The organism is Vreelandella malpeensis, from assembly GCF_020622355.1.
In the GTDB taxonomy this organism is placed as follows: domain Bacteria; phylum Pseudomonadota; class Gammaproteobacteria; order Pseudomonadales; family Halomonadaceae; genus Vreelandella; species Vreelandella malpeensis.
In genome coordinates this window covers 337,137-350,858 of record NZ_WHVL01000001.1, presented here as the reverse complement: position 1 = coordinate 350,858, position 13,722 = coordinate 337,137, and the positions used below count along the sequence as shown (strand labels likewise).

9 protein-coding genes are annotated in these 13,722 nt (G+C 65.6%); 5 read left to right on the top strand and 4 right to left on the bottom strand.

All coding sequences use genetic code 11. From position 1 onward, the window contains the following. A complete protein-coding gene (locus tag GEV37_RS01615) occupies positions 1–1,305 on the bottom strand; it encodes an NAD(P)/FAD-dependent oxidoreductase (RefSeq protein ID WP_227388422.1) in 1,305 nt (434 codons plus the stop codon). Positions 1,306–1,938: 633 nt separating this feature from the next. Between GEV37_RS01615 and GEV37_RS01610 the strand changes: the two genes are divergently transcribed. Both GEV37_RS01610 and cobA read left to right on the top strand, forming a co-directional pair. Next, the gene (locus GEV37_RS01610) at positions 1,939–4,668 is read left to right on the top strand and encodes a nitrate reductase (protein ID WP_227388421.1); all 2,730 of its coding nucleotides are present in this window, start codon (positions 1,939–1,941) and stop codon (positions 4,666–4,668) included. Further along, positions 4,628–5,524, top strand: a complete 897-nt coding sequence (gene cobA, locus GEV37_RS01605) for a uroporphyrinogen-III C-methyltransferase (RefSeq protein ID WP_227388420.1) — start codon at positions 4,628–4,630, stop codon at positions 5,522–5,524. Before GEV37_RS01610 ends, cobA begins: the two co-directional genes overlap by 41 nt. Here the strand turns inward: cobA and GEV37_RS01600 are convergent. Next, positions 5,489–6,727 carry an MFS transporter gene (locus tag GEV37_RS01600; RefSeq protein WP_227388419.1) on the bottom strand — a complete coding sequence of 413 codons (1,239 nt, stop codon included), beginning with the start codon at positions 6,725–6,727 and terminating at the stop codon, positions 5,489–5,491. The two genes, cobA and GEV37_RS01600, sit on opposite strands and share 36 nt — an antisense overlap. Before the next feature lie 158 nt (positions 6,728–6,885). Between GEV37_RS01600 and dkgB the strand changes: the two genes are divergently transcribed. The 3 genes from dkgB to GEV37_RS01585 all read left to right on the top strand — a co-directional run bounded on the left by dkgB (position 6,886) and on the right by GEV37_RS01585 (position 10,532). Next, on the top strand, positions 6,886–7,698 hold the full coding sequence (dkgB, locus tag GEV37_RS01595; protein ID WP_227388418.1) for a 2,5-didehydrogluconate reductase DkgB: 813 nt from the start codon (positions 6,886–6,888) through the stop codon (positions 7,696–7,698). A gap of 139 nt (positions 7,699–7,837) precedes the next feature. Then, the gene (locus tag GEV37_RS01590) at positions 7,838–8,332 is read left to right on the top strand and encodes a putative pterin-binding protein (protein ID WP_227388417.1); all 495 of its coding nucleotides are present in this window, start codon (positions 7,838–7,840) and stop codon (positions 8,330–8,332) included. 22 nt (positions 8,333–8,354) lie between these two features. Beyond that, positions 8,355–10,532, top strand: a complete 2,178-nt coding sequence (locus GEV37_RS01585) for an ATP-binding protein (RefSeq protein ID WP_227388416.1) — start codon at positions 8,355–8,357, stop codon at positions 10,530–10,532. Here GEV37_RS01585 and GEV37_RS01580 read toward each other — a convergent pair. Both GEV37_RS01580 and GEV37_RS01575 read right to left on the bottom strand, forming a co-directional pair. Further along, complete coding sequence (locus GEV37_RS01580; protein ID WP_227388415.1) at positions 10,493–11,680, bottom strand: EAL domain-containing protein; 1,188 nt, start codon at positions 11,678–11,680, stop codon at positions 10,493–10,495. The genes GEV37_RS01585 and GEV37_RS01580 overlap by 40 nt on opposite strands. A gap of 93 nt (positions 11,681–11,773) precedes the next feature. After that, entirely contained in the window at positions 11,774–13,612 is a 1,839-nt protein-coding gene (locus GEV37_RS01575) for an ABC transporter ATP-binding protein (RefSeq protein WP_227388414.1), read from the bottom strand. Positions 13,613–13,722 lie beyond the last annotated feature (110 nt).

Below are 13,722 nucleotides of genomic sequence, written 5' to 3'. Positions count from 1 at the left end.
TTAAGCCGCCTCTTGGGTGGGGGAGTTTAAAAACGCTTCGACGTCCGCCTGGCCGAACAGCAGCGCCGAGCGAGCCGCGCTCAGGTCCGCGCCTTGCTGCGCCTGGTGGAAATACCAGGGGCCCTGGGCGGTGTCGCCGTAGAGCACCGCGCCTTCGATGCGCCCGTCCTTTAAAAGAAGCCTTCGGTACTCGCCGCTTTCCGGGTCGCTGTAGCGGAGCACCTCGTGATCAATAGCGGCCTCGACGGGGCCGAAGGCGTAAAGCTCGATGCCGCTGACCTTGAGTCGGGTGGCACTCGGGGCCTCGACGTAGCCCGCGCCTGGCTCGCCACAGAGCACCCGGGCGAGCACTTCGACCTGACGCCAGATCGGCTCGACCAGCCCAAAGGTGTGCTCCTCGAACTGGCAGCACTCGCCGAGGGCGTAAATGGCCGGGTGCGAGGTGCGAAGGTGATGATCCACCCGGACGGCGCGATCGCACGCGAGCCCGGCGCGGCGGGCCAGCAAGTCGTTGGGCGTGATGCCCGCCGCGACGACCACATGGCTCGCCTCGAGCACGCGACCGTCCTCGAGGGCCACGCCGGCCACCGCGCCCTGGCCGTCATCGATCAGGCCGGCAAGCCTGGCGCCGGTGTGAACATTGAGCCCGCGCGCTTCAAGTGTCTTCTTCAGCAGTGCGCCGGCGTGGGCATCGAGCTGACGGTTCATCAGGTGCTCGCCGCGCTGAAGCACGCTGACTGAAAGCGCGCCACGGCCGCGCTGATAAAGCCCCTGGGCTGCCTCGAGCCCTAAAAGGCCGCCGCCGATTACCACGGCCTGACCGCCGCGCCGGGCGATCTCGGTCAGCGTTTTGGCATCCTCCAGGTCGCGAAATCCGTGCACGCCTTGAAGCTCGATGCCCGGCACCGTCGGCCAGGCGGGCGTCGAGCCGGTCGCCAGCACCAGCGCATCAAAGTCCAGCCGGGCGCGCTCGGTGACCACGTGCTTTTTGCCGGGGTCGATCGCCAGCACCCGTTCGCCGAGGCGCAGGGTGATGCCGTGTTCGGCGTACCAGTGCGCTTCGCGCAGCGTCAGCGCCGCACAGTCGGTGTCACCGGCCAGCAGCGGCGAAAGCAGAATGCGGTTATAGGCCGGCACCGGCTCCTCGCCGATCACGGTGATGTGCGCAGGCCGCGCGGGGGATGTGACCAGCGCTTCGATCAGGCGGTGGCAGGCCATCCCGTTACCCACGATGACCAGGTGGCGCGTACGTTCTCGCGTGCTTTCTCGAGTACTCTGCGTGCTCTGTTGAGAAGAAGGGCGCATGGGGCCTCCCTGTTCGACGCGGCACCTGTTGGATGCCAAAAACGAAAAACGCCCCCAACGCCGCGTAAGAACGCGGTATTGGAGGCGTCGTTGCCCAAATGGTAGGGCGCGCGCTGCCCTCGTTGGCGGCGGGCCCTTTGCTACCCATTACGCAAGAAGCTCGCCACGGCTACCGTAAGGCATTATTACTCATTTCTTTTCAGAGGCTTGTGCACGAAATGAAAAGGCCCGAGTTCGCGCTTGCGATCCGCTTTCGGGCGATTCTGGTGCAGCTTCGCTCAGCGTGCACCTTCATCAAGCCGCAGTCCGGGGTACGGGTCGCGTAAAGGCCGCTGGATATTAAAGCCCTGTTTGAAAAAGTCATTGTTATAGAAGAGGTAAATAAACTCGATCGACCATTCTGGCCTGGGTGTTGCAGTGACCACAGGTAACAAACCTATAACCACTCATGAGCGTTTTTTGCTGACGACAATGACAAGAGACTTCGGCGACCAATAATCCCAAGCGCCACAAAAAACCGATGAGACCGACACCGGCTCGGTGTCCCTGAGACAACGGCGTCCAGGCAGGCCTTTCACGAGGCTTCCTGGACGCTTTTTGCGTTCTGGCCGACACACGCTCTGGAGACTACTCATGCACGAAGCGTCATGCCCCGCTCCTTCGACCAACACCACCTGCCCCTACTGCGGTGTCGGCTGCGGCGTTACCGCCACCGTGCGCGATGGGCGGGTGGAGGCGGTCGAAGGCGATCCCACGCACCCGGCCAACTTCGGGCGGCTGTGCGTCAAGGGCAGCGCGCTGCACGAGACCCTGGGCGAGCAGGGACGACTGTTGACGCCGCGCCTGGATGGAAAGCTCGCCAGCTGGGAAGCGGCGCTGGCAGCACTCACCGAGCGGCTGACCGCGCTTCAAGCCACTCACGGGCGGGAAACGGTGGCGGCGTATCTGTCAGGGCAGCTTTTGACCGAGGATTACTATGTGGCCAACAAGCTGTTCAAGGGCTTTCTCGGCACGCCGCATCTGGATACCAACTCGCGGCTCTGTATGGCCTCGGCGGTCGCGGGCTACAAGCGCGCCTTCGGCGCCGACGCGGTGCCTGGAAACTACGAGGATCTTGAAGAGGCGGAGCTGGTCGTGCTGGCGGGCTCGAACCTGGCCTGGAACCATCCGGTGCTCTATCAGCGCCTGAAGCTCGCCAAGGAGCGCAACCCCTTGATGCGAGTGGTGGTGATCGACCCGCGCGTTACCGACACCTGCGAGATCGCCGATCTCTACCTGGGGATCCAGCCGGGAAGCGACGCGACGCTGTTCAACGGGCTGCTCGCTTTCATGGCCGAGCGCGGCCACGTGGATACGCGCTATCTCAAGCGCCATACCGAGGGCTTTCTTGACGCGCTCGAGGCGGCCAGAAAGAGCGCGCCGAGCGTGGCGGCGGTGGCCGCGGCCTGCGATATCGACGCCGAGCGGCTGGAAACCTTCTACTACTGGTTCGCCCGCCACCTGCACGTGGTCACGCTCTACTCCCAAGGGGTGAATCAGTCCACCAGCGGCACCGACAAATGCAATGCCATCATCAACTGCCACTTGGTCGGCGGCAAGCTCGGCCTGCCCGGTGCCGGGCCGTTCTCGATCACTGGCCAGCCCAACGCCATGGGCGGGCGCGAGGTCGGCGGGCTCGCCAACCAACTCGCCGCCCACATGGACTACCACACCCCGGGGGCGATCGATCGCGTGACCCGCTTCTGGGCGACCGGGTCGCTCGCGCCCTGCCTTCCCGAGGCTCCCGGTCATAAGGCGATCGAGCTGTTCGAGGCGATCGAGCGCGGCGAGATCACCGTGCTCTGGGTGATGGCGACCAACCCGGCGGTGAGCCTGCCGGACGCCGCCCGGGTACGCCGGGCGCTTGCAAAGTGCCCGCTGGTGATCGTTTCCGAGTGCGTGGCGAACACCGATATGCTGGCCTATGCCGACATCGTACTGCCGGCGAGCGGCTGGTCGGAAAAGGACGGCACCGTGACCAACTCCGAGCGGCGCATCTCTCGCCAGCGCGGCTTATTGCCCCCGCCCGGCGAGGCGCGCCACGATTGGCAAATCATCTGTGAGGTAGCCACACGGCTCGGCTTTGGCGAGGCGTTTGGCTACAACCATCCCTGGGAAATCTTCGACGAGCACGCCAGGCTTTCGGGGTTCGAGAACGCTGGCGTGGGCAAACGGCTGTTCGATATCTCCGCGCTCGCCGGGCGAGGGCGAGCCGCTTACGATGCGCTCGCGCCCGTTCAGTGGCCGGTGACACGTGCTGCTGCGCGCGGCACCGCCCGGCTGTTCGAGGAGGGCGAATTTGCTACCCCAAGCGGCCGCGCCCGGCTGGTGGCGGTCACTCCCCGTGAACCGGAGCAGTCGCTCTCCGCGCGCTACCCGCTGCGGCTCAACACCGGGCGCATTCGCGACCAGTGGCACACCATGACCCGCACCGCCCGCGCGCCGCGGCTGATGAATCACCGCGCCGAGCCGTTCGTCGAACTTCACCCAGCGGATGCAGACAAGGCGGGCCTTGTCGATCAGGATCTGGCCCGGCTTACTGCGCCCGACGGCGAGTATCGGGCGCGGGTACGCCTTTCCAACGCCCAGCGCCGGGGCGAGGCGTTCATACCCATGCACTGGAGCGACCAGTTCACCGGCGCCGGGCGCAGCGGAGCTTTGCTTTCCGGGCGCACCGATCCCGTTTCCGGGCAGCCGGAAACCAAGCACGGCGCGGTAAGCGTCAGCGCACTGGCGCCTGCCTGGCAGGCGACGCTGATGATACGCGATGGCGCCGAGCCGGAAGGCGCCGCCTGGCAGGCGCTCGACTACTGGGCACGCATTCCCATGGCGGGCTGCACGCGTTGGCAGCTTGCGAGCACCCGGCCGGTCGACGACTGGCCCGCCGAAATCGAGGCGTGGCTGGGGGCGAGCGTCACTCTGTTCAGCGACGCCGCGGCGGGCAGGTTTCGCGCGGCGGGTGTGTATAATGGCCGCTTGAGCTGGTGGCTGATGGTCGGCCCGCCCCAGGAGCTTCCCGGCACTGGCTGGCTGCAATCGCGCTTCAACGAAGACGCGCTGAGCGCGAACCAGCGCCGACGCGTGCTGGCCGGCTGCGACAGCGGCGCCCGGGATGCCGGCCCGGTGGTGTGCAGCTGCCACCAGGTGGGGCGGCAAACGATCATCGAGGCGATCCACGCAGGCGACCAGAGCGTCGAAGCGCTGGGCGCGCGGCTTGCCTGCGGTACGCAGTGCGGCAGCTGCCTGCCGGAACTCAAATCACTACTGGAAGAGGAGCGGGGCCGTGCGCGTTCTGAACAAGCACCTGCGACACAATTGGCCTGAAGCGCTCGCGCGCGTTGGCCGCCACCTTTGGGCCTCGGTCACGCCCGCGAAGGAGCGGCTGTGCCTGACGATGCGCGGCGAGTGCGAGAAGGGCACGGTGTATCTGGTCGGCGCCGGCAGCGGCGATGTCGAGCTTCTTACCCTCAAGGCTGCCAGACTCTTGATGCAGGCAGACGCGGTAGTTTACGACCGACTGGTGGACGACGACGTGCTGGCCTTGATCCACCCTGGCGCCGAGCGCTACTACGTGGGCAAGAGCCGCGGCCACCACAGCGTGCCCCAGGCCGAGATCGGCGCGCGCATGGTCGCGCTCGCCCGGGCGGGCAAGTCGGTGGTGCGTCTCAAAGGCGGCGACCCGGGGGTGTTCGGGCGCATGGGAGAGGAGCTCGCGGCGCTTGGCGAGGCCAACATCCGGGCGTGCATCGTGCCGGGTATTACCGCCGCCTCGGCGGCGGCGGCGGGCATGGGCATTCCACTGACCGATCGCGGCCACGCCCAGCAGCTTCGCTTCATCACCGCGCAGCTCTGCCGTGAAGGCGGTGCGCCGGACTGGTCGGCCCTTGCCCGCAAGGATGAAACCCTGGTGTTCTACATGGGGTTATCGAAGGTCGAGGCGATCTGCCAGAGCCTGCGCCAGGCGGGGCTGCCGGACAACTGGCCGATCATGCTGGTCGCCAACGCCAGTCAAGCCCGGCAGCAGTCGCTTCTCGGCACGCTCGAAAGCATGCCTGCGATGCTCGCTGCCCACCCGCTGCCGTCGCCGTGTCTGATCGTGGTGGGCAGCGTGGTGCGGATGGTAGAGCGAAGCCCCGCAGCGCACTCAGCGGGCATCGTCGAAACGGTCGACTTGGCGTAGCGTCGGGAAGAGTTTCATCCAGGCGCCGACCACGGCGAGCGTGCCTACGCCGCCGATCAGCGCGGCGGGTACCACCCCGAAGGCCGAGGCCATGCTGCCGGCGCGAAACTCGCCAAGCTCGTTGCTCGAGCCTATGAACAGCATGTTGACTGCGTTCACCCGCCCGCGCATGGCGTCGGGCGTGGCCAGCTGGATCAACGTCGTGCGCACGTAGACGCTGACCATGTCCGCCGCACCCGCCACCAGCATGGCGAGCATCGAGACCCAGAACAGCGTCGAGAAGGCGAACACCAGGTTCGCCAGCCCGAACACCGCCACCGCAGCGAACATCACGTGACCTGCCCGGCGGGTAATACCCTTCACGCCCAGATAGAGCCCCATCAGCAGCGCCCCCACGGCGATCGCGCTGCGCAGTGCCCCGAGCCCCTGGGAGCCGACCTGCAGCACCTCCTGGGCGTAGATGGGCAGAAGCGCCACCACGCCTCCAAGCAGCACCGCGAACAGATCCAGCGAGATCGCGCCCAGAATGATCGGCTGATGGCGAATGTAGGCAATGCCGGCCGAGAAGCGCTGCCAGGCAGTGCTCTCGAGCGCCGCCACCTTTTCCACGTAGCGCACGGGTACCAGTATCAGCAGGGTCAGCGCCGCGACGAAGCAGCCCAGGCACACCGCGTAGGCCAGTCGCCCTCCACCGAGGGCGAAGAGCACCCCACCCAGCAGCGGCCCGCTGATCACGGCCACCTTCATGATCGAGCTGTTGAGCGCGATGGCCTGAGCCAGCTGCGAGCGTGGCACCAGGTTGGGCAGCATGCTCTGCAGGGTGGGCCCTGTGAACGCCCGGGCGCAGCCGAACAGTGCCAGCACCAGATAGATCGGCACGATGCTTTGCGGGTTCGTCTGGGTGATCACCAGCAGCAGCGCACTGCATAGTCCTTGGGCCGCCCAACTGAGCTGCAGGATGCGCTTGCGGGGAAAGCGGTCCACCACGTCGCCCGCCGGCAGCAGCAGAAGCACCATGGGGATGAACTGAGCAAGGCCGACGTAGGCCAGCGACATCGCATCGCGGGTGATGGCGTACACCTGCCAGGCCACCACGATCGCCTGAATCTGCATGGCGAAGACAGCGAACAATCGCGACAGCAGAAAACTCAGAAAACCGGGCTGACGATGAAGGGGCAGGGGGGCGTCGTCGAGTGGGAGCATGGCAGGCTTGTCGTTAGCAGGCGAAGGGGTCAGTCTACCCCAGCGGCACATCACGCGCCTTAGATGAATAAGCAAGGGTTGAAGTCTCGGTGGGCCGCCCCATATCCATTTGACGTTGATGGCACACCACGTGCCGCACTGGACAAGGAGGACGAACCATGGCCGCAAGCACTCTGCCCAACCCCGGTCTCGGCACTTACCGCCTGGAAGGCGACACTCTCAAGCAGGCCATTCATGCCGCGCTCGAGGCGGGCTATCGGCATGTCGACACCGCCCAGTTCTACGCCAACGAGGAAACCGTCGGTGAGGCGTTGCGTGACAGCAGCGTTCCCCGCAGCGATATCTTCCTGACGACCAAGGTGTGGTTTGATCGTCTGGCACCGAGCGATGTCAAGAAGAGCGTGGACGAGTCGCTGGCCCGCCTCAAGACCGACTACGTGGATCTGCTGCTGATCCACTGGCCGTCACCGAATGACGAAGTGCCGATGCGCGACTATCTCACCGCGCTCAAGGAAATGAAGGCCGAAGGCAAGGCGCGTCATATCGGCGTTTCCAACTTCACTATCGCCCAGATCGACGAGGCGGTCGGTATCCTCGGCAAGGGCGAGATTCTCACCAACCAGATCGAGGTGCATCCGTTCCTTCAGAACCGCCGTCTGGTGCAGCACTGCCAGGATCTGGGCATCGAGATTACCGCTTACATGCCGCTGGCGGTGGGCAAGGTGATGGAGGACCCGGTTCTCAAGCGGATCGCCGACAGCCACGGCGTGACGCCGGCCGAGATCACCCTGGCCTGGATCAAGGCGCGCGGGCTCGTCACCATTCCGTCCTCCACTAAAGCGCGCAACATCAAGAGCAACCTTGAGGCCTTCGATATCACGCTCAGCGAGGCCGACATGCGCGACATCGAAGCGCTGGACCGCGGCGAGCGCATCGCCAATCCGCAGATGGCGCCGAAGTGGGACGAGTGAGTCAGTCAGACTGGCCTGCAAGGCGTCTGCGGGGCGCCTTCATGAAGTTCCCACCAGAGCGTTCGAGCCAATAGGCCTGTACATTCTCCTGCTATATAATCGTCTTTCCTAAAGATAAATTGGCAGGAGTTTGTCGGTCATGCGCTACCTCATCGCCCTCCTGGCGGCTTTTTCGCTACCTTCGCTGTACGCCGAGACGCTCGAGTTGCCCCAAGGACCGGTCATTCTGACCGTGTCCGGCGAGCTCGAGAATACCAATGCCGGCGATCACGCGCAGTTCGATCGCGCCATGCTGGAGGCGCTGCCCCAGCACGAGACGGTGACCCACACGCCCTGGCACGACGGCGCGGTGAGTTTCGTCGGCCCGCTCGGTCGCACCCTGCTCGACGCGGTGGGCAGCGAAGGGCGCGAGCTGCGTATCTCGGCGCTGAACGACTATTCGGCCACGGTGCCGGTGCGCGATTTCTACAAGTACGACGTCATCCTCGCCATGAGCGCCAATGGTCAGCCGCTGCAGGTGCGCGACCAAGGGCCGCTGTTTGTCATCTACCCCTTCGATCAGGCGTCGTCGCTGATGAACGAAGTGACGCTCTCGCGCTCGGTGTGGCAGGTCAACCGCATCGAGATCGAGTGATCCTGTCGCGAGGCCGAGCGCGGTGCGACTAGCCTGGAAGCGTCTCCTGCCGCGCGGCGTCGGCATTGCCACGCTTCTGGCGCTGGTGCTGTTCTTCTCGACGCTGGCCACCGGCGGGGTGATCTACTATCGCCAGCAGGCGCTCGAGAATCGCCTGCTGGAGAACATGCTGTGGTCCGCCTACCAGTTCGACCGCGAGGTGCGCGAATTGCGCCTCGAGCTCGCCGAGTCGCCGATGTCGCGCTCGCTGGACGAGTTGCAGCTGCATCTGGAAATTCTCTTCAGCCGTCAACGCCTGTTCACGCAGGGTGACCTGGGCGCCGCCGTGGCCAGAATCGAGCGCCTGCGCCCGCTGGTCGCGGCCTCGACGGCGGGAGTGGAGCGCCTCGAAGCGTCGATGGACGAGCGCTTTCCAGGGCCCGGCGGGTTGACGGCTGAACTGATCGAGCGCCTCTCGCTGCAGGCCGCCGAACTCCAGGCGATCACCTCCTCCATTCTGGTCGAGACCAATGCAAGCGTGGCGCACACCCGCACCAACGAGCGGCAAAGTTTGATCGAGCTCTATGGCCTGGTGTTGGCGCTGATCTTGCTGCTGATGGGTACTGGCGGGCTGCTGGTGCGCTCGCTGGTGCTCGAGAACCGTGCCCAGCTCGGCAAGGCGCGGGCGGCCCAGACGGCCAGTCGCGCCAAGTCAGAGTTCATGGCCATCGTCAGCCACGAAGTGCGCACGCCCCTCAACGGCATCGTCGGCATGGCGGATCTATTGCGCGAAGAGGTGAAAAGCGATGCCGCCCAGCGCTACCTGAAGGCGCTCGAGGGGAGTGCCGCGAGCCTGCGCGGAACCCTCAACGACATTCTGGATCACGCCAAGATCGAGTCCGGCCGCCTGGAGCTCGACGCCCGCGACTTCGACCTGCACCGGCTGCTCGACGAACTATATGCGCCCTACACGCTGCAGCGCATCGCTTCCCGGGTCTCCTTCAGCCACGAGCGCGACGACGATCTTCCCCGCTACGTGAACGGTGACGCCGCGCGCATCCGCCAAGTGCTGACGAACCTGATCGACAACGCCTTCAAGTTCACCCATGAGGGCAGCGTGCGCTGCAGCGCCGACGTGGACGAGCACGGGCACGTTCGCTGGGAGGTGCGTGATACCGGCTGCGGAATCGCTACACCGGATCAGGCGCGCCTGTTTGCGCCGTTCTCCCAGGTGGATGGTTCCATCGCCCGACGCCACCAAGGGACTGGACTGGGGCTTGCGATCTGCAAGCGCTTGGTCGAGTCGATGGGCGGCAAGATCGGTGTCACCAGCATCGGTGGGGTGGGTAGCCGTTTCTGGCTGACCTTGCCGCTGCCGGAGGCCAGATCGTCCGGCGCGGGGCTCGAGCGACCCGGCCAGCCGTCACTGGCTGCCGGCCGCCATGTCCTGGTGGTCGAGGACAACGCCGTGAACCAGACCGTCGCCCGGGGGCTGCTCGAGCGTCTGGGGCTGCGCGCGAGCCTGGTCGATGACGGCGAAACGGCGCTTGGGTACCTGAAGGAGCATGCCGACGAGGTCGATCTGGTGCTGATGGACGTGCAGATGCCGGTGCTCGACGGCCTGGAGGCGACGCGGCGCTGGCGGCGCTTCGAGCGGCAGCGGCAGCAAAGGCCGCTGCCCATCGTCGCGATGACCGCCAACGTCATGCCCGAGGATCGGGAGCGCTGCCGGCAAAGCGGCATGGATGACATCCTCCACAAACCCTTTACGCGGCGCGAACTCCATCTCGTGCTTTGCCGTTACCTGACGGCCCTGACTCCGGCCTATGTTCCCGAGCCGTCGCGCGTCCCGCCCGTCGCCAACTCGCCGCAGGATTCGCTTCTGGAGCGGACGCTCTGCGCCGAGCTCAAGGAGACCTTCGACGCGCAGGCGCTGGACACGCTGCTGACGACCTTTCTACGCCGTCTTCCCGAGCGCCGCGCACGGCTGTCGGCACATCTGGCGCAGTCTCGGCGCGATGCCTTCGCCCAGGAAGCGCATGCGTTGAAGGGAGCAGCAGCGTCGCTTGGCTGTACGGCCATCGCCACCTGGGCCGCTCGGGCCGAGCGGAACGCGCCCTCGGCAAGCATCGCGGCGCTCGAAGAGGCACTGGTCCAGCTGGAAGCCCTGGCGCGCGCGACTCACACGGCCTTGACCGACGAGGGGCTCGTCGCCGGTTGAGTCGGGCTCTGGCGATGTTCGAGCCAGCCGGCGAGCGCGGCCGCCTCCATCGGGCGTGCGATGAAATAGCCCTGGCCGACGCCGCATCCCGCCTCGGCGAGCAGGTCGCGCTGGGCCGCGGTCTCGATCCCCTCTGCCACCACGCAAAGGCCCATGCGCTTGCCCAGGTCGATGATCGACAGCGCGATCGCTTGGGCGGCATCATCATGCTCCATCGACGAGACGAAGCTGCGATCCACCTTCAGTTCGCTGAACGGAAGGCGGTAGAGCTGGACCAGCGAGGAGTAGCCGGTACCGAAGTCGTCCAGCGACAGTTGGCAACCGCGCTCGCGTAGCGCCTCCAGAATGTGTCGCGCATAGCCCAGGCAGTCGATGCCCACCGACTCCGTGAGCTCGAGGGTCAGCAAGCGGTTGTCGATGCCGTGGTGCTCGGTCAGACGATCGAAGGCCTCGAGCACTCCTTCCGACTTGATGAAGTCCGCATCGACGTTGACGGCGATGCCGAGCGGCCAGCCTCGGGCGTGCCAGCGCGCCTGCTGGGCGAGCGCCAGCTCCAGCACGCGCCAGGTCAGTGGCACCATCATGTCGTGCTGCTCCGCCATGGGAATGAAGCTATTGGGGGGCAGAGTGCCGTGGGTCGGGTGCTTCCAGCGCACCAGCGCTTCGACGCCGACGATGTGGCCGCCCTCCAGCGCCTGCTTGGGCTGGTAGACCAGCAGCAGCTCATCGCTTTCGATGGCCGTGGCAAGCTCCGCCGGGGTTGGCATCTGAGGCGCGATATCGAGCGGGGTGAGAAAACCCGCAAGTCCGGTGAGCATGTCCGCCTTGGGCAGAAAACCGAGCATGCGCAGTCCCTTCGCGCGGCCCACCGCCAGCGCGTGCGTGGCCTGCTCTTGCGAGCAGCTGCTGATGAGCAGGATCGCCGTGTTGAGCCGCAAGTCGTGCAGGTAGTCGAGAATGTCGAGCCCTGTGAATTCGCCAAGCCCCAGGTCGAGCAGGATCAGGTCCGCCTCGAGAAGCGATGGGTGGCGTGCCAGCTGACCCAGGCTGCCGGCGGTCTCGACCTCGTAGCCGTGGCGGCGCAGCAGCATTTCGCACAACAGCTGAATGTCGATGTCGTCATCGATCACTAATGCATGGGAGGGCATCCTGTCTCCTCTAGAAGCTTATCCTTCAGGCGGTTCCCAGTATAGACGCGCGCGTTGACCAGGTACCGCTCAAAGGGTGCGCGGAAGGACTTTTTATCGATAGCCCTCGGCCTGCAGACGAAAGAGGTGAGCGTAGCGGCCGTTGGCGCGCAGCAGGCTGTCATGGGTGCCGCGCTCGATGATCCGCCCGCGATCGATCACCAGAATCAGATCCGCGCTGCGCACGGTGGAGAAGCGGTGCGAGATCAGAATCGTCATCTTGTTCCGGGCGTGGGCACGAAAGCGGGCGAACACATTCGCCTCGGCGGCGGCGTCCATCGCCGCGGTAGGTTCGTCGAGCACCAGAATGTCCGCGTCTTCGCGCATGTAGGCTCTCGATAGCGCGATCTTCTGCCATTGGCCGCCGGATAGCTCCTGACCGTTCTTGAACCAGCGCCCGAGCTGGGTCTGGTAGCCCTGGGGCATGCGCTCGATGAAGGTATCCGCCAGGCCGAAATGGGCCGCCTGGCGCCAGCGCTGTACATCCTCGAAGGCCTGAGTGTCGCCCACGCCGAGGTTCTCGCCCACGGGCAGCTGATAGCGCACGAAATCCTGGAAGATGACGCCCACGCGCCGGCGCAGGGTCTGGGCGTCCCAGTCGCGCAGGTCACTGCCGTCGAGCAGGATGCGGCCTTCGGTAGGAAAATAAAGCCGGGTCAACAGCTTGATCAAGGTGGTCTTGCCCGAGCCGTTTTCCCCCACCAGGGCCAGGCTTCGCCCAGGCGCCAGATGAAGCGAGATGTCGCTCAAGGCCGCGCGCCCACCAGGGTAGGCGAAGCTCACGTTCTCGAAGCGCAGGCCGTCCCCCGGCGATACCCCTTGGGTGAGGACGCCGCGCTCGTGCTGCGCGGGATGTTCGAGGTAGTCGTAGAGGTTGGACAGGTAGAGGTTGTCCTCGTACATGCCGCTGATGGCAGTGAGGATGGCGGACAGCGCCGCCTGGCCCTGCTTGAACACCATCAGGTACATCGTCATCTGGCCCAGGGTGATCGAGCCTACCACCGCCTCGAGCACGACCCAGGCGTAGGCCAGATAGAAGGTCAGGGTGCCCAGAAGTCCCAGCGCGAACCCCCAGCCTTCCCGACGCAGGGTCAGGCGCCGGTCCTCGCCGAAAAGCCGCTCGAAGATGGCCCGGTAGCGGGCGAGAAAAAGCCCCTCCAGGCCGAAGAGCTTGACCTCCTTGATACTGTCCTCCCGGGCGAGCACGGTTTCCAGGTAACTCTGCATGCGGGTTTCCGGTGAGCGGCGGCTGAACAGTCGAAAGGCGTCGCCGGAGAACTTCGCCTCGGATACGAACACCGGTACCGCCCCCAGGGCAAGGATCAAAAGCGCCCAAGGGGAGAACTGCACCAGCAGCACGCTGAAGCTGGCAAGAGAGATCGCGCTCTGGATCAGCCCGAAGGTCTTGGTTACCAGGGAAAGCGGTCGAGTGGACGCTTCTCGCCGGGCACGGGTGAGCTTGTCGTAGAGTTCTGCATCCTCGAACTGGGAAAGCGACAGCGTGCCGGCCTTTTCGAGAATCATGACGTTCACCCTTTGGCCCAGTATCGCCCGCAGCAGGGACTGCTGGGCGGAAAGCCCGCGCTGGGCCAGGGCGATCAGTCCGATGATCAGCGCCTCCAGCGCCACCAGTTGCAGTACCGGGGCCAGGATCACCGCCAGCACCGGCGCCTCGGCCTCTTCAAAAGCTTGCATGGCGCCGACCACGCCATCGACGATGAGCTGCCCCACCCAGGCGGCCAGCGCCGGTAGCACCCCTGCCACCAGGGTGCACAGCGCCAGCCCCAGCATCATCGCGCGCGAGGTGTCCCAGACCAGCGCCAGGGCACGGCGGCTGTAGCGAAAAACGCCGACGAAGTCGGCCATCGTCGAAGCGGCACGGGAAAATGGCATGAGGGCAAGGACACCTTGAGCATGGCGAGAGGCGCCATGATGCATTGCTTTGGCCGCCACCACCAAACCGGGAGCAGAACGCCGGCTCGGTGGTGGGGGGATAGGGGAGG

Coding starts and splice junctions, on each gene's coding strand:
- GEV37_RS01615 (WP_227388422.1), bottom strand. CDS start 1,305: ATGCGCCCTTCTTCTCAACAGAGCACGCAGAGTACTCGAGAAAGCACG.
- GEV37_RS01575 (WP_227388414.1), bottom strand. CDS start 13,612: ATGCCATTTTCCCGTGCCGCTTCGACGATGGCCGACTTCGTCGGCGTT.
- GEV37_RS01590 (WP_227388417.1), top strand. CDS start 7,838: ATGCGCTACCTCATCGCCCTCCTGGCGGCTTTTTCGCTACCTTCGCTG.
- GEV37_RS01610 (WP_227388421.1), top strand. CDS start 1,939: ATGCACGAAGCGTCATGCCCCGCTCCTTCGACCAACACCACCTGCCCC.
- GEV37_RS01580 (WP_227388415.1), bottom strand. CDS start 11,680: ATGCCCTCCCATGCATTAGTGATCGATGACGACATCGACATTCAGCTG.
- dkgB (WP_227388418.1), top strand. CDS start 6,886: ATGGCCGCAAGCACTCTGCCCAACCCCGGTCTCGGCACTTACCGCCTG.
- GEV37_RS01600 (WP_227388419.1), bottom strand. CDS start 6,727: ATGCTCCCACTCGACGACGCCCCCCTGCCCCTTCATCGTCAGCCCGGT.